Source organism: Pectobacterium zantedeschiae, assembly GCF_004137795.1.
Taxonomy (GTDB): Bacteria; Pseudomonadota; Gammaproteobacteria; order Enterobacterales; family Enterobacteriaceae; genus Pectobacterium; species Pectobacterium zantedeschiae.
The window spans coordinates 125,543-144,193 of the sequence record NZ_NWTM01000002.1 but is presented as its reverse complement, the minus strand read 5'-3'; the positions used below and the strand labels follow the sequence as shown (position 1 = coordinate 144,193).

Below are 18,651 nucleotides of genomic sequence, written 5' to 3'. Positions count from 1 at the left end.
ATCGCAAGAATGCATGTGTTAAATGGAAATGAATAATTTCTCTTAATGGAATATTTACATTACAATTAGATGACCAATAATACTAAATGCTATCTAAGGCAGCGTTACAGCACTTAAAGAATAAACGACCAAACTTTGTTAACTCAATAAACCACATATCATATTGACCAGCCGTAAGTTCTCTCCAGCTATCCCATTTTTTATTTGAATAGTCGTTACTATATTCCAGAAGGCCTAACTCGTTAAGATGCTCAATGTAAATATAAAAATTTTCTGAATAGTAAAGCTCTTCTGGTTTTAGTGCCAGATCTAAAAGTTTAGTTTCCACATCATGAATGGGAAATGTCACGTCATTCAAAAACACCTCCCTTTCCGTTTGGCTTACCGGATCCCAATTCTTTTTATCTCTGACATAAATAGAAGGTGTTTTTTCAGATAGGCGCAATAAGAATAGTGCTTCATCAGATGAAAGTTGCCCGATGATTGGCAAAAATGCCGGATGTGCTTGATGTGCTCTTTCAGTGTCCATAGAAGCAGTCAACAATTCGACGTAAAGTTTTCCGACTAAGGACTCGCAATCATGGTGCTTGAGCTTATCGGCAATGTCCAACACCAATCCTTCGGGTGGCACAACACGTCTTTCTTCCGGCACTTGTTGTAATGCTTTCGAAAAACCTCTGTCGACTCGATCTTGTATATATGCTGTACATTGGATAGGAAAAGTAACAAGCCGCAGTGTTTTGGCAAGATCCTCGCCAAATCGGCCAAACTGCTTCAACATCGGTTGAGAAGAGTCGTTATATAGTTGGAGCCAAACCTCTTTTGGGATTGACTCTATTAGCGCCATTGTTTCCTTTTCCATATTATCCTCGTAAACATCGTTAATAACATAAGATTACTCGAATGCACTATATTGATAATATTACATTTATTACTAGATTTTTATACACATTTAATGACCTGTTCCACGCTAATTAATGCAATACGAACTGAGGAATGTCCGCTCCTGGCGCATAGCCGCCTGCCGATTAGATTGCGCTCAGATCAGCGAAAGTACCAGATCAAGTATGATCCAGTACACTCCGATTTATTCAACAACACTCTACAGCGCTTTCCCATAAACCCGCTGCACATACCGCCCTCGCACATCTCCATGCCCTAAATCCATCGACACCAGCGCGCTGACTTCCCGGTTGCTGAAACCCTGCCGCCGGTAATAACACATCGCATCCTGTGCCCATGCGTAACGCAGGCTGTGCGGGGAATATTGCCCCTTTAGCCCTGCCAGAGCGGTTTGTGAACGCCAGCGGTTCATGGCGCTTTTTAGATCCGGTTTATCAATCAGCCGACCGTTGCAGGTAGCGGCAACTGCCAGTGCCTGATTCACTGTCTGCGTTAACGTTTCCCGATCCAGCACCCACGTTTGTCGTGGCCGTCCGCCTTTGGTGCCGAATACCACCGTCAGTTGTTCGTCGCCTCGCTCCAGCGCGGTAGCCCATGTCTTGAGCGATTGCGAACACTGCACCGCTTCCTGCGATCGCAGGCCCATCATTCGAGCCAGTTGTAGCGTCAGCGCGAGTCCAGTGTCTTTCTGTTGCAGGATTGCCAGCGCCGCCCGATAGCGCTCCGGCTAGCCCCACTCAGACCTAACGTCTTGTTGCTCAGCCGTTCCGCATCCGCCAGCTTAGCCCGCCCGGCAATGCGCAGCATTACCCGCACTGCTGCCATTTCATTATGCAGCGTGTGCAGTGTAATTCCCTGTTCTAACCGTTCGGCGATATAACATTCGATATGTTTTGCCTTCAGATGCTGCGCCGAGCGGACCTGAATATTCAAAGACCGCAGATGACCGGCAAGCCGCTCTGCAATTTTTAGCCGGTCATGAACCGTCTTATGACTGCCGCCAGCCTGTCGGGCCAGCGTCTGCATCGCCCTACTTAATCGTGACATAGAATCTCCCCTATTCTTAATAACCTCTGTTCTCCGGCGCACGGCGATTTACGACACGGATTTACCGTGCCGCACTGAACAATACCTGTGCGCCGGAGCGGCAGCGGTTGAGGTATGACGGAGATATCGGTTATGCACTCGGTGCAGCCGCCTGCATCAGCAGGGTAATCCCCTCAGGCTGAAAGCCTGCCTCAGGTATCGGTTCAGTCCTCCTCTGATAAGTGGGTTGATGAGAATTGACGCAGAAAATATGCGTCAGATGACAGGTCGCGCCGGAAAGCGCTGTGGCGTAAGGGCTGGCGCAGAGATCGTTCGCGGCGTCACTTGCAACGGCTTTCCGCCGTGTGAAGTGACGCCGCTGCCTCATGGATAAGCTAGGCTGAGGCAGCAAAAGGCCGCAGACGGTTGCGCCAGCTATAAGGGGTGTTGTACGCATCAGTGCGTATGCGAAAAGCCATTGCTTCACGAAGAATAAACAGGATGCAGCCCTAAGGCGTTGGGACAAGTGAGCTACCATCGCCACAGCGATCACCCGCAAACTGGTAGCGGGACGGGTTGGGAGCCGACCACACAGGCTGGGCCTGCGCGTTGCCTTGAAGGTCGTGGCAACATGAGAGTGCTGCGTGCAGCAGCGGTGTGACACTGACAATCTACTGCGCCAAAATCCGTATATCAAGCGGCTAACGCGCTGCGCTTGTTGGCTCCTTACTGGATCTCTATTCCATAGAAATCCAGTAAGGAGCGTCTAAATCCACTAACAGGATGAAAAAAATTTGTAAATTTTCGCCGGGTGGGTTTTCAATCCACCTCTCCTTCTCCGCCCTGCCCTCGCCCGATATCCTGATAGCGTGAAGGCCAGATCTCTTCCGGTTGTTTTTTCAGTGCATCAGCAATTAAGCGCTCTCCCTTCGGCCAGTGTCGCGTCAGCGCATTCGCCAGCGTGGAAGATGCCAGCCCCGCCTCTCGGGAAACCGCAGCCAGCGTTGTTCCCTGCTTTCTCAAAGATGCAATGATATCAGCAGGATGCCAGTCATTTTTATTCATCGCTCTAACTCCTCTCCATAACGAATCTCATTAATTATCCCGTTTTGGGATAATCAAATAAATGATTGATATTCGATTTTGGGATATCAGTCAAGGTTAACGAGATGGCGTCAATTTATTCAGAAGAATATCAGAGCGTTATAAAAACGCTTCGGGCAGCCAGAATCAGGAAAGGCATCAGCCAGCAAAGTCTGGCCGAAGCGCTAGGCCGACCGCAGTCGTTTATCGCTAAAGTCGAAAATGGTGAACGCAGGCTGGATGTTGTGGAATTTGCCTGTATCGCGCATCTGCTATCCATCGATATCGCCACTGTCTTAGAGAAAATAATTAATAAAAAACAATTAAGTAGACATAAACCCTGACCAACCGCCAATGCTGTTAATCCTATTTTGGGATAAATCAATCCGTCATTGATAGTCAATCCGGTCTTTCTAACGGAATTGATCAAATGGCTTCCATTTACTCCGATGAATATCAACGTGTTATCAAGGCGCTACGCGAGGCGCGCATAGAGAAAGGGGTCACGCAGGAAAGTCTGGCTCAGGCGCTGGATCGCCCTCAGTCGTTTATCGCCAAGGTCGAAAACGGAGAGCGCCGGTTAGACATCGTCGAATTTGTCCACCTTGCCCGTTTGCTCTCGATCGATCCCATCAGCATTATTGGCAAGATCCCGGCGAAACATAAGCCGCTTAGCGCAAAATGATTTCACGTAACAACGGCACGCCTTCCACAGGCTGCATCCAGCTGCTTGCCGCGATACCGATCGCACTAACACCTTGCGGCGCAGCGGTTTTCATCACTGCTTCCCCACCCTCCCACCGATCCAACCTGTCGGCCCATTCCTGCATCATCATCCGCCGCTGCTCAACGTAAACCGCATGATTATAGGCCGCCCGGATCTTATTAGGATCGGCATGGGATAGCTGCACCTCGATCCACTCTTTCGGATAGCCGAGTTCGTTAAGCGCCGTCGAGATCGTCGCCCGGATGTCGTGACCGGTTAGTCGGTCTGCATAACCCATACGTTTCAGCGCATTATTGAGCGTATTTTCGCTGATGCGCTTTTGCAGGTTGTTGCAATTGGGAAACAGGTAGCGTTGCGCCGGTCGTCGCTTCTGCAAGGTTAAAAGCGCGTTTACGATATCGATGGCCTGTCGCGGCAGTGGTACCACATAAGCCGGGACTCTATTACCTTCCCGGCGCATCCTGACCTGCAACTGTTTGACCGATGCGGGCGGAATAATCCACAGCCCACGCTTAAGATCAAACTGATTAGGTTCAGCAAGGCGCAACTCGCCGGTACGCACGCCGGTCAACAACAGCAGGCGTAAGCCCTGTTGGGTTGTCTCCTGCCCGTGGTAGTCGCGCAGTTTGCGCAAAAACGACGGTAACTCATCCATGTGCAAAAAGGGATTATGCGTCACCGGCGGTCGGGGCGCGGCCACAATATCCAGATCGCTGGCCGGATTGTAGCGCACGCCCTTTTCCACTTTGGCGTAGCGGAATAACTGGTTCAACCAGGTGCGCACCTTTTCGGCGGTGGTAAACGCTTTGCGCTGCTCTATCCGGCGCAAAACCGCCAGAATATACGACGGCTCCACGTCAGAAATCGACAGGCCGCCCAGCGACGGCAACACATCCTTAGCGAATATGCGGTTGATCTGCGACAGCGTGCTTTGCCGTCCGCTCTCCAGACTCAGCGCCTTGAAGTCGCGCCACTGGCGGAACACCGCGTCAAAGGTATTCTGCGCCGCTGCGTTGCACTGCTGGCGGTAGCGGCGCGGATCGACGCCCCCGGCCAACTGCGCGCGCAGTTCATCGCGCTGCTGGCGCGCCTGTTTAAGGGAAAATTCAGGATAGGAACCTAAGGAAATGCGCTGCTGTTTGCCCTGCAACGAAAAACGGAAGTGCCATTTCTTCGCGCCGTTGGCGGTCACAAACAGCGACAGCCCGTGGGTGTCGTTCAGGGTATAGGCTTTGCCGGTGGTGCGGCCTGCCGGGCGACGGCATCGGTTAACGCCATAGGGGTTGCCTCCTTCAGGGTTGAAGAGAGGTGTACCGCGCACGGGGAAGCGACTCAGCAACCAATCCGCACCCACAACGCACCCGATTTTCATGTACTAATTTGTGTACTACTTCGGTGTGGTTGACGGTGGTTTTCAGTGGATTTCGCTGGACGCTCAACAGAGCGATTACCCTGTTGAATCAGAGAACTACAGACTTTAGTGGATGTCTATAGAACAAGAATTTTGGAGCGGGAAACGAGACTCGAACTCGCGACCCCGACCTTGGCAAGGTCGTGCTCTACCAACTGAGCTATTCCCGCATAGAATCGGATTTATTAGCTTTAACTTTCAGCAAAAAAAATCATGCTGAAACCAAAACTAGTTTAACCCTGTTAAATCGCATGTAACCTAATGAATTGTATCACTATTTATCAGTAAGGCGATTCAACGGTCAGCATTATGTACCAATCAACCTAACGTGGCAAGCCCTTTTCACTGAAAAACATTGCCGTCCACGTACCGCGCCAATCGGCTCCAGCGCTATGGAGGCGAAGCCATAAGCCCGCCTCCACAACCGGAATGCCTAAAATAAGGCGGCCAGATATCTCATTGGCTTGCGTATCAAGATTTTACGCTTTTCAACAAGGTCTGCTTACAAATGTGCCCGAATGTGACGTGAGTAGAATTGTTACCACCTACTCCAGACCCTTCCTGAATTGGGATTTCAACACGCCACCCACCCACATCATAGGTTGTTCCCCATGTATTAATATAACCTTGACTGTGATCCTGGAACTGCGTCGTATAATCGGCATGGCAGGTATCCAACTTCACAGTCCCTGACGCATCTCCGTTGGCATTGGTCGTTATGACATGAAGATTGGTGTCATCAAACAGCAATTCACCATTGCTTTCTCGCTGATCAAGATAAAGTTTCGCTTGAATATTGGGCATACCTACTCCCGTTGAATCGGCAGCACGTACACGCCAGGTAACATCGCGATAGGCTTGTGTAGTCATAAAGCCAAAAGCTGTTGGTGCCGCATTCGGGATACGTAGAACATTACTTTCTCCCTCAACAGAAATAGAACCTACAATTTGTGAACCTAAGGTCAATTTATAGACTTGAGAAACGGTTGGTAACCGTGATGGATTAGGCAAGACTCTTACCAGAACTTTTTCATTTGCCTGAGAAGGAACAATAAGATGTCCCTGCGCGGTATTGCGCGTTGTCCAGTTATTGCCACCATCGGTAGAAGATGCCAGTAACCAATTGTTATTCGTTCCGCTAGCAACGCCATCAAGGCGCAGAAGAACACGTTGGCCACGAATTGCGGTAAATACGTAGTAATCCGCATCAGAATCGCTATCAGAATTTCCGTTAACGACATTCAAACCATCCGGTAAAGGATAGGCCAGAGAAGGAATATCATTTAACTCATAAGCATCTATATTCGTATTAACGATAGCACCAAAATTAAAACCAGAACCATCTGCTGTTTTGGCTTCCATAAACCAATAGTAGTGCCCCGGCTGTGTTAAATTCAGTGTAGCCTCATCAGCATTCCCCGTTTGATCAGAATAATTAATTGCCGTCACATTATTCTGTCCATCATCCCGCATCAAACTGAGAGCAATATCGGTTTCAGGACTCATCCCTACGACGAAAGCGGTTGTTTTAGAACGCTGGGTGATTTCAAAATGATAGCAAGCGCTACCTCCACTTTGCAGCCCACCCAGCGTATAAATTGAGTTTACTGCTAGAGTGGGGCACAAAGGGGTGAATGTGCTGTCATTGGCGAGAGACTGGGTGCTTGATAACGATTTTTTTTGTGCACTGTTTGCATCAGTTTGCGCAGTTGATGCATTAGGGGCAATAACGACAACGCCCTCATTTTCAGCTTTGTGAAATTTATAATAACTCCCGGCATCCGCTTGAATATTATTTGGTGCATTAAAGAGAGAAACCGAGCCTTTTTTTTGCAACTTCCCGGTATCCTTCACTTCAACAGAAACGCTGGTTTCTGCAAGTGCAGAGCCTATGCAGAATACCAATCCGGCTGCTGCGAGGTATAAATTTAAACGATGACATTTCATCCCAAGATTTCCTTATTTTTGAGTGTTATTAAATAGAAAGCAGACTTATTATTTATAAATTAACAAATATTGTATTTTGAGCGAGGGTAGTATTACATCGACATACTGCATAATCTCAATAGATTTTTACAAAAACATTTAAAATGAAGATTTTATAAATGAGCGAACTGTAACTATTATTAAATTAATTAATTCGCTCATTTTAATTCTCTAAGTATTATTTAATATTCGCGACTAAAATCCACTTCTCCGCGCAGCGCATTATCAGCATGAAAACGAGCAAGATTATCCAGAAATAATCGTCCCATCAGCCCTGGCACCATCGGTCCGGCGATATGTGCCGTCAACGTCAGGTTCGGCGTATTCCAGAACGGATGGCTATACGGCAACGGCTCTTGCCTGAATACATCCAGCACCGCGCCTGCAATTTGTGCATCATTCAGCGCCGCCTGCAAGTCATCATCCACCACGGCGCTACCGCGCCCGACATTAATAAACAGCGCCGAAGGCTTCATGGCTGCAAACAGATTGGCATTATAGATGTCGGTAGTAGCCGACGTATCTGGCAGCAGGTTGATGACATAATCGGCCTCTGGTATCGCAGCAGGTAGCTCCGCCAGGCTCATGATCCTTTTAAAATCAGGCTGATGCCTTGGCGTACTGACAATGCCATATAGCTCTACGCCAAAAGGCCGTAGGAAACCTGCAACTTCACAGCCGATCTCCCCTGCCCCAACGATCAGCACATTTTTATCCGCCAGCGATCCCGGCAGTCGGTGATCCCAGCGCCGCTCTTCCTGACTGATTTGCCGCTCCCCCAAACGCAACTCATGCCTGAGCATATAAGCAATCACATATTCGGCTATCGGTTGCCCAAACACGCCAACAGCGCGACTTAAACGATAATCACGCGGTAGCCCATCGGCCAACAGCGGCTTGAACCCTGCCCAGGTAGACTGTAGCCACTTCGGTTTGGCTCCCTGAGCCAGTAATGCTGCTGCGGTGTCAGGTTCACCCAGCCAAATAGGACAACTCGCGGCCTGCTCTGCCGTACCGTTTGACAGCACCAGCTCAAGCTCCGGTGCTCCATGATTTAAGACGGAGCCGATTTCATCAGCACGCGAGTCCAGCAGCAAAATAGCGGTCATAAGCACGTTCCTTTACGGGGCGAGGCACCCACGCCTCTCCCCAGTGTTGTCGTCATTACGTTGAAGATTCGGTGGAAGCCTGAATGAGCGACGCCAATAACGCGCCGCGCTTCGCCTCCGATTTTTTCGTTAATGCAGCGAGCTTTTTGGCATTGCCCCAGACGAGATACAAGATATGTTCTATCACTGCGGATTCTCGCTTCCGCACCTCTTCGACCAGTTGTTCGAACAAGGCATCATCTTCTAGTGCGGGCAACATGTTCAACTTTAGGCTTTCCGGCGCATGGCTCAGACAGGCAACCAATGTCACAACGTTCTCTGCCGTCACGCCATGCTTATCGAAAAACGCTCGGATAAAACCACCGTGTACCGATTGGTGCTCGTCATCCACGCTTTCCATATACGCTTTTATTAGCGGGAAATACCCTGCATCCGTCAGACCCAGCCCAAACACCGCATAGCTTCCCGGCATACTGCACTTCTCGCCTTCCGAATCGGCGTACCATTCAAATTTCTCAATTGCAGCATGAGCATAATCCTCAAGAAGTGGATAGGTCGATGCATACTGCAACGCGTTAGCAAAAAAGCGATGGGTATCCGATTTTGCCAACCCTTTGATAGGAAGGTACTGTCTTGCCGACGATTTCAGGACAATCTTGTAACTCTTGGGAAAACCGAGCGTTAGTAAACGCGTAATGAAAAGCAGCGCCTGCTCATACGCTTCGGCGCTTTCCTTACGAACACGCACCGTGATGGTAGAAAACACATCATTCGCCACGCATTCCACCCATTCATTCTTCAGGTTGACCTGTTCGTGTTCAAATGTGCCGCTCCCCTCTTCCATCATGCTTACCGCACGCGGGTAACCCAACTGCTTCGCGATATCCAGATATTCCAGCGCCTGGGACTTACTGCAGGAAGGTTCATAACGCAGAATCATGACTGCCGCATAGAGCACTAACTCTACAGGGTGAAGCATTTGTGAATCCTGCACATCCAATGCGATACCGGGCTTGAGGGTATAGATTTCCGGTTCGAAAAAATATTCGGGCTGGGATACGTCGCAATAGCGCAACAAAAACTGCTGATCGACCCATTCTTTTAACGCACTGACGATTCTGCGCCGATGCTCCGACAATTCCGCATGTCCTGCGTTTCGCTGCTGGATTTGTTCAAACTGAGTGATGATCCAGTGGATATCCTGCGAGGGAAAAAGCTGTACATCAAGCAGGTGTCGAGCCAGAAAGAAAGTTTGCAGCGTCTCAGTCGGCGCATTGCCATGAGTAAGATGCTGATCGATATAGGCGTGAATAGACTTAAGTAGCTGCTGTTTTTTCACCTCGTTGGTAAACGTAAATAGCGTAACCAGCAGACGGCCTTCGATTGCAGGGAACACGGCGCGGAAACAAAATCGGTAGTCAATCACCGCAGTATCTGCGAGTTTCTCAACCCGCTGGGCAATAGCCTGAGCCAGCGCAGGAACCACATCTTCCTCGATCTGCGCCACACTCAATTCTCCTTTTCGGCTACCGGGTGACAGCCCGTCAGCATCACTTTTCGATTCAGAGGATATCGACGTCCGGCGCGGCGCATAATCCAGTATCACATCGTTATGGATACCCGCTTGCAGCGTGGTGCGCGATACGATCTTATCAACACCGACTCTTTTCTCCAGCGCATCAAACCATTCGCTGATGACCTTAAGCGATTCATCCCGCAAAGGCAGTTCGTGTTGTGGTGATACCCCAGTTTCGTTTGAATGCCTATCCGTCATTTTTCTTTTTTTCCTTTTTATCGCAGAGAAAACTTTGCCCCAAAAAACAGTATTGATGGTGTTTACCAGTTGCCGAAGGTAGCACGACGGGTGCTATTTTTGCCTTTCTCGCTATTCCATAACAGTGAAGTGTCGTGAAAATAGCAGATCAAGACAAACGTTCATTTAAACGGGTCTTTTCGCTGTGATAGATAAGTAAAATCAACGTGTTGGTGCAACAATGGATGATGCTGATGGATAGTACCGTAATCCACGTGTCTTTGGTGACAGGAAATTACGATGGGTTGGTTTTTCTCATGATGCAAAGAAGGCGTGTTCAATCATGCGATGACAACCCCACAGCACCGGAATGTCGGTGCTGTGGACACTGGCTAATTAGGCACTCAGTGTGGCGTTATCAATGACGAAGCGGTATTTCACATCGCCTTTGAGCATTCGTTCGTAGGCCTCATTGATTTCGTCAGCACGAATCAGCTCAATATCTGAAACAATTCCGTGTTCAGCGCAGAAATCCAACATTTCCTGCGTTTCAGGAATGCCACCAATCATCGATCCCGCCACCGTACGACGTTTCATGATCAGGTTGAACACGTTGGGAGAAGGATGCGGTGATGCAGGCGCACCCACCAGCGTTAGCGCGCCATCGCGCTTCAGCAGCACCAGAAAGGCATCCAGATCGTGCGGGGCGGCAACGGTATTCAGGATTAAATCGAAGCTACTCGCATGCGCGGCCATTTCCTCCGCGTTACGGGAAACCACGACCTCATTTGCGCCCAACGCCTTAGCATCTTCACGTTTGGATTCAGACGTGGTGAACGCAACAACATAGGCACCCATCGCATGCGCCAGCTTGATCCCCATGTGGCCGAGCCCGCCGATCCCCACAACACCAACCTTCTTACCCGGCCCTGCATTCCAGTGCCGTAACGGTGAATAAGTGGTAATCCCCGCGCACAGCAGAGGCGCGACGGCGGCCAGTTCCGCCTCAGAATGACGAACACGCAGCACATAGCGTTCGTGTACGACGATCTGCTGGGAGTAGCCGCCAAACGTCCAGCCCGGTTCATCCGCTGTCGGGCTGTTATACGTGAGGACCATACCATCACAGTAGTTTTCCAAGCCATCATCACACTATTCACAGTGACGACAGCTGTCCACAATGCAGCCAATCCCGACCAGATCGCCAGCTTTGAAGCCAGTGACATGAGCCCCTACCGCAGACACCCGTCCGACAATTTCATGGCCGGGCACGCAGGGGAACTGTGTTCCTGCCCATTCGGCACGCACCTGATGCAGGTCCGAGTGGCAGATACCACAGTATGCAATCTCAATCTGGACATCGTGAGCTCCCGGTGCACGTCGGGCGATCTTCAACGGCTCAAGAGGTTTGTCGCCCGCATGGGCTCCATATGCGTGTACAAGCATGGCTATTTCCTTTTCTGTTGAGAAACCGATTATGTTGAGAAACAGACTATTTCCTTAAGTCCCCCAGCAAACAGGTATAGCATTCCGATTGTTTTCTTGCCTGATCCTCCATTTCTTTATGCACAGGCTACCGCGTGCAGAAGTCCCCTTTATTGCAGACCGTTTCTCCCCTCCGTTATCCCTCACAGAGTGATTTTGGTAAACGCCAGAGAAGCGCCTAAGGCAATGAGAGCAACACCGATACCCTTATCAACCAGATGCTGACGGTCAAGCAGCCGACGACGCATAGCCGGTGCAGCAAAAAACAGCGCAACAATACTGAACCAGACCCAGTGCGCCACTGACATGAATAACCCGTAGCCAAAATTATGGCTCATTGGGCTGCCGGGCTGCACAACCTGGGTATAGGTGGCAACGACAAACAGCATCGTTTTCGGGTTAAGTGCATTGGTGAGAAAGCCCATACGGAATGCAGCCAGCGATGACGGCGCATGACCAGATGCCTCTTCTAATTTTATTTTTGTCGTATTGGTTAATGATTTATACCCCAGATAAATCAGATACGACGCTCCCAGAATCTTCATCGCCATAAACACCATCGGGGAGTTAACAATGAATACCGCGATGCCAAAAACGGTATACATCACATGGATCTGGACGCCGCAGGCAATGCCAAACGCGCTGAGTAACCCGGCACGCGAGCCAAACGCATAGCTGTTTCGAGTGACCATAGCAAAATCAGGCCCTGGGCTGATCACCGCCAAAATAGTGATCGTCGCGACGGCAATTAACTCATTCATTAACGTTTTCCTTATTCGGCAAGCCATCATTTTTCACGATGATTTTGCACAGATGGGTATCAGGTGGGTTAGAAGAGGAATACAGCGACTGTTGTTGCTATACGGCTATCAAAAGCACCATTCCTACAATATCGCCTCACTATTTAGGCTATTACGCTTCTTTTAGCTTGAAGGCAGTTTGATTATTCAGCGTTTGCATGTGTCAAAAAAGCGATTTATCTTGGTGTAAATCTGTCAAATTTCATCGTGTATATGAAACTTCCCTCATTAGCCTCTTTTCGCTTTTTTGAAGCGGCCGCACAAACAGGTAGCTTTGTTAAAGCCGCCGAGTCCCTGCATGTCACACACGGTGCCGTCAGCAGACAAATTAGATTGCTGGAAGACGCGCTAGGGGTTGAACTGTTTGAACGACGCAATCGAGCGATCTTTTTAAACGCGGCAGGCCACTCTTTACACACGGTCACACAGTCCGTCTTCGAGCAGCTTGAAGGGGCCGTATATCGGCTACAGCAAGGTGCACAGGATGATGTACTGACGCTGTCATGCGAACCCACCATTGCCATGAAATGGCTGATTCCGCGGCTGCCTGCTTTTAATCAAGCGAATCCCGATATCAAACTTCATCTGGTGGCTGCGGGTGGGCCGATTGATTTCGTGCGTAGCGGCGTTGATCTCGCACTGCGGCGTGACGATTTTCACTGGGAGCCGCAAACGCATGGGATAAAGGTATGTGACGAATGGATGGGACCAGTCAGCCGCAACAAAGACGAACGCAAGGACAGTCTGGAGGGAATGCGTTTGCTTTATACTGGAACGCGACCAAGAGCGTGGGCAACGTGGCAGCGGCAGACACACGTCTCCCTCAAAGGCAGCATCAGAGCTGACTATGAGCATTTTTATCTGTGCATTCAGGCTGCGGTTTCAGGGTTAGGCATGGCAATGGCGTCTTTCCTGATGGTGCAAGACGAGATTGGGAGTGGGCAATTGCATGCACCGTATGGATTTGCGCGGGACGGCTCTGCTTATTACTTGTTATCGCCCGTCCCCATTGAGCAAAATGAAAAATATGCACGATTTCACGCCTGGCTGATGCAGGAGGTTTCCACCTGCCTTTCTGGCGTTGAAGATCCTTGTTAACACGCGTACTGGAAACACAATGACTGCACATTCCCGTGAATCCAATTTCACGACACTGAACATGATTATTGCCGCCTCCCTCGTGGGGTTAGTCACGGGGTACACACTGCCGCTGATCAGCCTGAAGCTAGCCAAACACGGGCACAACACGACGACGCTCGGTATTCTGGCTGCACTTCCAGCGGCAGGAATGATGCTCTCATCCTTTATTACGCCTTGGCTCAGCCGTCACCTGCACGCCAGATATCTGTTATCCGGCAGCCTGATGGTTCTGGCGGTATCCACCATTGCTTCATTCCTGCTGTCACACCCTGCCTCACTCATTTTACCCCGCTTGTTAACCGGTCTTGCCTCAGGGATCCTTGTGGTACTGGGAGAAACCTGGGTCACCAGCCGGGCGTCCAACAAACATAAAGCAACGCTGACAGGGCTGTATGCCTCCGTTTTCACGGGGTGTCAGTTGATAGGGCCGCTGCTTATTGCTGCTGGTGAGGATATTCAAACCTATGCGCTATGGTTGATTTGCGGCATATGTGGCGCATGTGCGCTTATGCTGAGGAACTGCGCCAGCATGGTTCGAGCCGATGAGCAGTCCTCAGCGTCTTATCGGGATCTTATTCCTTTTCTACCGGTAATGGCCTCTGGCGTACTCTGCTTCTCCTTCTTTGACGCCAGTATACTGTCGCTTTTTCCACTCTACGGCATGGCACAGGGGCTGGACGAAAAATCCGCGATCTTATTAGTCACACTCATCTTTCTGGGTGATGCTTTATTTCAAATGCCGATTGGCTGGCTGGCGGACAAATGCGGCATCATAAAAACCCACATCGGCTGCGGCGTCTTTTTCTGTGTGATGCTGATAAGTACCGCCCTCTCGTTTTCCTCTCCCTCCCTGCTGGCACCGGCCTGCATCATGCTGGGTGCGGCGGCGGGTGGGCTTTACACGCTGTCTCTGGTTCGGGCCGGTCAGCGATTTGCCGGTCAGCGGCTGATTGTGATGAATGCTCTTCTGGGGTTGGTGTGGTCTGCGGGCAGTATCACCGGGCCGCTGTTCTCCGGCGCAGCGATGACGTTTTACGGTCACGACGGCCTCATCGCCATCTTGCTACTCATCGGCGTGCTGTTTGTCGGCATACAGAGCGTATTAAGAAAGGAACACGCAGCGCGTTCGCTGAGTGAAGAGTGAAGAGTGAATTTTCGCTGTCTGTCTCCCAAACCCATTGCCGTTTAGGAGACAGAAAGCCAGATTGGTGTTCCCTATGCGGCCATTTCGCGTTTGAATACTTCCAGCGTGTGCGCCTTGACGCGAATAAACTCTGGATCGCTCATCGCCTCCGCCCCGCGTGGACGCACTAAATCGAAAGGAACAATCTCCGACACCGTTGTTGGCCGACGCGTCAGCAGCAGGATTTCGTCCGCCAGAAACACGGCATCCTCCAAATCGTGTGACACGATGACCATCGTTACGCCGGTTGCCAACTGAACCTCTTGCAGCTTGTCGCGGATGAACAGCGTCATTTCAAAATCCAGCGCCGAAAACGGTTCATCCAGAAACATAACCTCCGGCCCCGTCGCTAACGCCCGCATAATACACACCGTCTGCTGCTGTCCGCCCGACAGTTCATACGGATAGCGCTGAAGGTCAAAACGAATATCAAACATCGCAATCAGTTCGTCCATGCGCGTCTGAACATCCTGTTTGCGCATTCCACTACGTACCAGCGGGTAAGCAATATTTTTCCAGGCGCTCATCCAGGGAAAAAGCGCATCACGATAGTTTTGAAACACATACCCAATTCTGGTTTCAGCCAGCGTTTTACCATCAAACAGAATATCGCCGCTATCAACGGGGATCAGCCCGGCAATCATGTTCATCAGCGTCGACTTACCGCAGCCGTTCGGCCCGAAAATAGACACGATCTTGCCGCGCGGCAAATCCAGATTCAGGTCGGTATAAAGCGGCTGACCCGCAAACGACTTGTTCAAGCCACGGATGGTCACATGAGTGTTCGGTGCCGGATAAGGCGGCAACGCGGTATCCAATTTTTCTACTTGCGCGGTACGAGATGTCATCATGCTTTGCCACTCCAGTGAACAATTCGTTTTTCTGCGACTAAAAACAGCACGTTAAGCAGGTATCCCAGTGCGCCAGTAATCAGGATCGAAGCGTACATATCCCGGATATTGAACACCTGCTGGGCATCAATGATGCGGTGCCCCAGCCCCGTCTCGGAACCGATAAACATCTCTGCGACAATCACGATCACCAGTGCCATCGACACACCGGTACGCAGGCCGACAAAGGTTTGCGCCAGGCTTTCCAGCAGCATGATGTCTTTAAAAATATGCCAGCGGGAAATCCCCATAACCTGTGCCGCCATCAGACGGGTTTTCTTGGCATTCATCACGCCATAAGCGCTGTTGAACAGAATCACCAACACGGCCGCAAAAGCTGAAATGGCAATTTTATTCGCGTCGGTTATCCCGAAAATCAGCAAAAATAGCGGGATCAGCGCTGAAGATGGCGTAGAGCGGAAGAAATCGATCAAAAACTCCAAGCTACGGTAAATCTTTTCATTACTGCCCAGAATAACGCCTAGGGGCACGCCAATCAGTGCGGCAAAGCCAAATGCGGCGAGCGTACGGTATAGCGTCGCACCGATATCCGTCCGCATGCTGACATCTGCGAAGGACTGGAACATATAGCTCAACGTATCGACTGGCGAAGGTAATAAAATGGGGTTCAACCATTTCGCGCTGACCGCCAATTGCCAAAAGAGAAACAGCAGAATCGGGCCGACAGCGGGTAGTAATTTAGACGTCCAATGCTCACGCATAATCGCGAACCTCCCTTAAGGCTGATAAATCAGGCTGCTAACATCCACCGGCTGCCGGAAAATTTTTCTTTCGGTGAACACGTCATAAAACTTCTGGAACCACGCCAGATTGTCGCCTTTTAGCTCGTCGTACATGACAAAACCCGGTAAAGGCACCTCTTTACTCAGCTCGGCTTCAATACTGGTGTAGCCGGTAATATTTTCGCGAGCGGCCTCCGGGTTCTGCTGAATAAACTGCACCGATTTGGCATAGGCCTGCGCGAAGATCTTTGCCTCAGCAGCACGACTTTCGATAAAACCGCTATTTAACGCTGCCGCACCACCAAACCACGGCGCATCTGGGTTACCAAGCACATAGCGTGAGATCACTCCCGTTTCCAGCGTACGCGACAGTCCTTTCAGCCGCCCGACCGTCCCAGTGGGTTCCAGAGTATAGACACCGTCAATCTGACCAGCGGCCAACGCCGCCACATGTTGCCCGACGGGTAACTCCGTCACCCGTAGCTCATCCGGCGTAAAGCCATTTTTCTCCAGAATGATTTTCGTCATGACCACATTCTGAATACCCGGCCCACAGGCGATACGCTTGCCCCTCAGCTCCGCGATACTTTTTACGTCGCTGTTTAGCGGCACCAGAAATTCATCCAATACCATCCGATGGTTAGAAGGGTTTGAGCAAATGATCTTGAACAGACCGGGGGAAGTAATCTCCCCTAATCCCAATGCACCAGTAGCCGTACCGTTGGCGCAGCCGTGTATGCGCCCTGTGATCATTCCCTCGACAATCTGTTGCGGACTGGCGAATTTCACGGCGCGAACATTCAATCCCGCCTCTTTGAAAAAGCCACGTTCAACGCCTACATATAAAGGCAAACCGCCCACAATCGGCCAGTAACCGATGCGGATCTCCTCACTCTCTGCGGCTAAAGCGATGCCCGGTAGCAAGCTGCTTAGCGTCAGTGCTCCTGCGCTAACGGCTGACCACTTCATTAACTGCCTGCGTTTACGATCGATCTTGTCATTGTTATTTTTCATTGTGTTCCCCTTCAACGGTGAGCTAACAACAGCTGATCATCACCAGCCTGAAAAACCGATCAGGTCGATTGCCTGAGCCGATCCATCTTGTACACAAGATGGTATATAAGACTAAGCACAGGCCGTGCCATGATTCCTGGCACCGTGAAAATGCCGTAAACACGCCGTTTTGGCAGGAGCACGCGCACCAAAAAAAGGCAAAACGTTACAAAAATGCATTATGAGTGATGCAGAGAGTGGCAGGAGCAGGTCAGAGAGAAGCGAAACAATGTTGATCAGCGGACTGAATTTGGCCATCTGAATAGAGATGATATCATCACTCCCTTATACAAACAGGTAACCTGATGATTCCTAAAGGTCACCATGCTGCGGATACGCATTCAGAGGCACAATACGTGGTTAGTCAACAATGTTGAAAATATCCTTCTTTACTCTATTTGCTGTGTATTTAAAAGAATCGACCATTCGGCATCCCGATATATTGGGAATTAAGGATTTTTCGCCGATAGAGTTGGTTTCTCAAGGGTACGAATTAGTTGGCGAACCGGCTGATTTTCATTTTTATGAGAAGGATTATGTTGTTGGTCACCATAATAAAAAATTGAATATTGTTTTTAAACACTACTTTTACCTCGGTGAAAATGCCGGGAACGGTCTCTCTGTTGGGGGAGGTGCAAGCCTGATTTCCCTTTTGCAAGGCTATAAGGCCGTTTGTTTGTTGGATGGAATCATTGAGCCAACCTTGGATTTTTATTTTTCGGATGATAAGAAAGACGGCGCCGTTATATTAGAGCACTCGATCGTCGTTCGCTTCAGTCAATCGAGTCAAAGAGGGCAATATTCCGTTGTCACTATTGAAAGTGATTTTAGTGAGTCGACACAGTTTCAGATGGCCTCAACCAATGCGGTTAAAAAAACCATGCACGCCTATGACTCGACATTACCGCTCTCAAAATCAATGCTCAGGAAAAAATCTCGTGCGTTTTGCAGGCTTGCTAAATTCCTGTCAGTTTGAACGTTTCTTGTGATTTCAGAGTGCCAAAAGCAGGACGTTTTTCTTTAACCTTCGACTTTCCCACACAATTCTTCAGACAGCCATTGAATGTAATCCACCAACGCCGCTTCATTTCTCTGGCAGTACGTCCATTTCTGATAACGTTTTACCGTAATGAAATCCGCCTGCCGCAACAGATCGATATGTCGGCTGGCAGTCGGCTGGGCGATATGCAACGCATCGGCGATCAGCGTAATACACACACCAAATTCCTGCGGGTCGGCTGACACCTGCCCACTAAAATGTTGTTGCGGATGCTTAAGCAGCCGAAGGATTTCCAATCGTGGTTCACTGGCTAATGCTTTAACTTGGGTTGATCTGTCACTCATCTTTTGTATCATATA

At 49.9% G+C, this 18,651-nt stretch carries 18 protein-coding genes, 1 tRNA gene and 2 pseudogenes; 6 read left to right on the top strand and 15 right to left on the bottom strand.

Annotated features, from left to right (window positions below):
- Positions 1–82: 82 nt before the first annotated feature.
- The 3 genes and pseudogenes from CLR69_RS15310 to CLR69_RS15300 form a co-directional block, all read right to left on the bottom strand.
- A complete protein-coding gene (locus CLR69_RS15310; RefSeq protein ID WP_129712289.1) occupies positions 83–862 on the bottom strand; it encodes an Abi-alpha family protein in 780 nt (259 codons plus the stop codon).
- 240 nt (positions 863–1,102) lie between these two features.
- A pseudogene (locus tag CLR69_RS15305) lies at positions 1,103–1,950 on the bottom strand (integrase domain-containing protein).
- 130 nt (positions 1,951–2,080) lie between these two features.
- Positions 2,081–2,317, bottom strand: a complete 237-nt coding sequence (locus CLR69_RS15300; protein WP_165345981.1) for a hypothetical protein — start codon at positions 2,315–2,317, stop codon at positions 2,081–2,083.
- Positions 2,318–2,455: 138 nt separating this feature from the next.
- Here CLR69_RS15300 and CLR69_RS23320 point away from each other — a divergent pair, with 138 nt between their 5' ends.
- Positions 2,456–2,590, top strand: coding sequence for a hypothetical protein (locus tag CLR69_RS23320; protein ID WP_277950131.1), 135 nt, complete (start codon positions 2,456–2,458; stop codon positions 2,588–2,590).
- A gap of 158 nt (positions 2,591–2,748) precedes the next feature.
- On the opposite strand, the gene CLR69_RS15295 is transcribed toward CLR69_RS23320, so the two are convergent.
- On the bottom strand, positions 2,749–2,994 hold the full coding sequence (locus CLR69_RS15295) for a helix-turn-helix domain-containing protein (RefSeq protein WP_048637331.1): 246 nt from the start codon (positions 2,992–2,994) through the stop codon (positions 2,749–2,751).
- 104 nt (positions 2,995–3,098) lie between these two features.
- On the opposite strand from CLR69_RS15295, the gene CLR69_RS15290 reads away from it, so the two are divergent.
- Entirely contained in the window at positions 3,099–3,356 is a 258-nt protein-coding gene (locus tag CLR69_RS15290; protein ID WP_129712290.1) for a helix-turn-helix domain-containing protein, read from the top strand.
- Positions 3,357–3,442: 86 nt separating this feature from the next.
- Positions 3,443–3,697 carry a helix-turn-helix domain-containing protein gene (locus CLR69_RS15285; RefSeq protein ID WP_129712291.1) on the top strand — a complete coding sequence of 85 codons (255 nt, stop codon included), beginning with the start codon at positions 3,443–3,445 and terminating at the stop codon, positions 3,695–3,697.
- Here CLR69_RS15285 and CLR69_RS15280 read toward each other — a convergent pair.
- From CLR69_RS15280 to CLR69_RS15250, 7 genes and pseudogenes are all read right to left on the bottom strand, one after another.
- Entirely contained in the window at positions 3,684–5,093 is a 1,410-nt protein-coding gene (locus CLR69_RS15280) for a tyrosine-type recombinase/integrase (protein WP_433919154.1), read from the bottom strand. The two genes, CLR69_RS15285 and CLR69_RS15280, sit on opposite strands and share 14 nt — an antisense overlap.
- A 151-nt stretch (positions 5,094–5,244) precedes the next feature.
- Positions 5,245–5,320, bottom strand: a tRNA-Gly gene (locus CLR69_RS15275).
- A gap of 301 nt (positions 5,321–5,621) precedes the next feature.
- On the bottom strand, positions 5,622–7,097 hold the full coding sequence (locus tag CLR69_RS15270; RefSeq protein ID WP_129712292.1) for a hypothetical protein: 1,476 nt from the start codon (positions 7,095–7,097) through the stop codon (positions 5,622–5,624).
- 221 nt (positions 7,098–7,318) lie between these two features.
- Positions 7,319–8,245, bottom strand: coding sequence for a D-2-hydroxyacid dehydrogenase (locus CLR69_RS15265; protein WP_129707104.1), 927 nt, complete (start codon positions 8,243–8,245; stop codon positions 7,319–7,321).
- 55 nt (positions 8,246–8,300) lie between these two features.
- Entirely contained in the window at positions 8,301–10,019 is a 1,719-nt protein-coding gene (locus CLR69_RS15260) for a DUF6138 family protein (protein ID WP_129712293.1), read from the bottom strand.
- Between the two features lie 375 nt (positions 10,020–10,394).
- Positions 10,395–11,444, bottom strand: a pseudogene (locus CLR69_RS15255) (NAD(P)-dependent alcohol dehydrogenase).
- A 182-nt stretch (positions 11,445–11,626) separates the two neighbouring features.
- On the bottom strand, positions 11,627–12,244 hold the full coding sequence (locus CLR69_RS15250) for a LysE family translocator (RefSeq protein WP_129712294.1): 618 nt from the start codon (positions 12,242–12,244) through the stop codon (positions 11,627–11,629).
- Positions 12,245–12,496: 252 nt separating this feature from the next.
- On the opposite strand from CLR69_RS15250, the gene CLR69_RS15245 reads away from it, so the two are divergent.
- Entirely contained in the window at positions 12,497–13,381 is an 885-nt protein-coding gene (locus CLR69_RS15245; RefSeq protein ID WP_129712295.1) for a LysR substrate-binding domain-containing protein, read from the top strand.
- A 19-nt stretch (positions 13,382–13,400) separates the two neighbouring features.
- Positions 13,401–14,567, top strand: a complete 1,167-nt coding sequence (locus CLR69_RS15240; RefSeq protein WP_129712296.1) for an MFS transporter — start codon at positions 13,401–13,403, stop codon at positions 14,565–14,567.
- A gap of 71 nt (positions 14,568–14,638) precedes the next feature.
- On the opposite strand, the gene CLR69_RS15235 is transcribed toward CLR69_RS15240, so the two are convergent.
- The 3 genes from CLR69_RS15235 to CLR69_RS15225 are packed head-to-tail and all read right to left on the bottom strand — an operon-like array spanning position 14,639 to position 17,253.
- Positions 14,639–15,457 carry an ABC transporter ATP-binding protein gene (locus CLR69_RS15235; RefSeq protein WP_129707115.1) on the bottom strand — a complete coding sequence of 273 codons (819 nt, stop codon included), beginning with the start codon at positions 15,455–15,457 and terminating at the stop codon, positions 14,639–14,641.
- A complete protein-coding gene (locus CLR69_RS15230; RefSeq protein ID WP_039305422.1) occupies positions 15,454–16,218 on the bottom strand; it encodes an ABC transporter permease in 765 nt (254 codons plus the stop codon). Before CLR69_RS15230 ends, CLR69_RS15235 begins: the two co-directional genes overlap by 4 nt.
- Positions 16,219–16,233: 15 nt before the next feature.
- On the bottom strand, positions 16,234–17,253 hold the full coding sequence (locus CLR69_RS15225) for an ABC transporter substrate-binding protein (RefSeq protein ID WP_129712297.1): 1,020 nt from the start codon (positions 17,251–17,253) through the stop codon (positions 16,234–16,236).
- 409 nt (positions 17,254–17,662) lie between these two features.
- Here CLR69_RS15225 and CLR69_RS15220 point away from each other — a divergent pair, with 409 nt between their 5' ends.
- Positions 17,663–18,268, top strand: coding sequence for a hypothetical protein (locus CLR69_RS15220; RefSeq protein ID WP_129707121.1), 606 nt, complete (start codon positions 17,663–17,665; stop codon positions 18,266–18,268).
- Positions 18,269–18,312: 44 nt separating this feature from the next.
- Here CLR69_RS15220 and CLR69_RS15215 read toward each other — a convergent pair whose 3' ends face one another.
- Entirely contained in the window at positions 18,313–18,636 is a 324-nt protein-coding gene (locus CLR69_RS15215) for an ArsR/SmtB family transcription factor (RefSeq protein ID WP_129707123.1), read from the bottom strand.
- Between the last annotated feature and the right edge of the window lie 15 nt (positions 18,637–18,651).

Excerpts from the sequence above, each read along its gene's own strand:
- CLR69_RS15310 (WP_129712289.1), bottom strand. The coding sequence starts at position 862 with ATGGAAAAGGAAACAATGGCGCTAATAGAGTCAATCCCAAAAGAGGTT.
- CLR69_RS15300 (WP_165345981.1), bottom strand. The coding sequence starts at position 2,317 with ATGAGGCAGCGGCGTCACTTCACACGGCGGAAAGCCGTTGCAAGTGAC.
- CLR69_RS15295 (WP_048637331.1), bottom strand. The coding sequence starts at position 2,994 with ATGAATAAAAATGACTGGCATCCTGCTGATATCATTGCATCTTTGAGA.
- CLR69_RS15290 (WP_129712290.1), top strand. The coding sequence starts at position 3,099 with ATGGCGTCAATTTATTCAGAAGAATATCAGAGCGTTATAAAAACGCTT.
- CLR69_RS15285 (WP_129712291.1), top strand. The coding sequence starts at position 3,443 with ATGGCTTCCATTTACTCCGATGAATATCAACGTGTTATCAAGGCGCTA.
- CLR69_RS15270 (WP_129712292.1), bottom strand. The coding sequence starts at position 7,097 with ATGAAATGTCATCGTTTAAATTTATACCTCGCAGCAGCCGGATTGGTA.
- CLR69_RS15265 (WP_129707104.1), bottom strand. The coding sequence starts at position 8,245 with ATGACCGCTATTTTGCTGCTGGACTCGCGTGCTGATGAAATCGGCTCC.
- CLR69_RS15260 (WP_129712293.1), bottom strand. The coding sequence starts at position 10,019 with ATGACGGATAGGCATTCAAACGAAACTGGGGTATCACCACAACACGAA.
- CLR69_RS15250 (WP_129712294.1), bottom strand. The coding sequence starts at position 12,244 with ATGAATGAGTTAATTGCCGTCGCGACGATCACTATTTTGGCGGTGATC.
- CLR69_RS15245 (WP_129712295.1), top strand. The coding sequence starts at position 12,497 with ATGAAACTTCCCTCATTAGCCTCTTTTCGCTTTTTTGAAGCGGCCGCA.
- CLR69_RS15240 (WP_129712296.1), top strand. The coding sequence starts at position 13,401 with ATGACTGCACATTCCCGTGAATCCAATTTCACGACACTGAACATGATT.
- CLR69_RS15235 (WP_129707115.1), bottom strand. The coding sequence starts at position 15,457 with ATGATGACATCTCGTACCGCGCAAGTAGAAAAATTGGATACCGCGTTG.
- CLR69_RS15230 (WP_039305422.1), bottom strand. The coding sequence starts at position 16,218 with ATGCGTGAGCATTGGACGTCTAAATTACTACCCGCTGTCGGCCCGATT.
- CLR69_RS15225 (WP_129712297.1), bottom strand. The coding sequence starts at position 17,253 with ATGAAAAATAACAATGACAAGATCGATCGTAAACGCAGGCAGTTAATG.
- CLR69_RS15220 (WP_129707121.1), top strand. The coding sequence starts at position 17,663 with ATGTTGAAAATATCCTTCTTTACTCTATTTGCTGTGTATTTAAAAGAA.
- CLR69_RS15215 (WP_129707123.1), bottom strand. The coding sequence starts at position 18,636 with ATGAGTGACAGATCAACCCAAGTTAAAGCATTAGCCAGTGAACCACGA.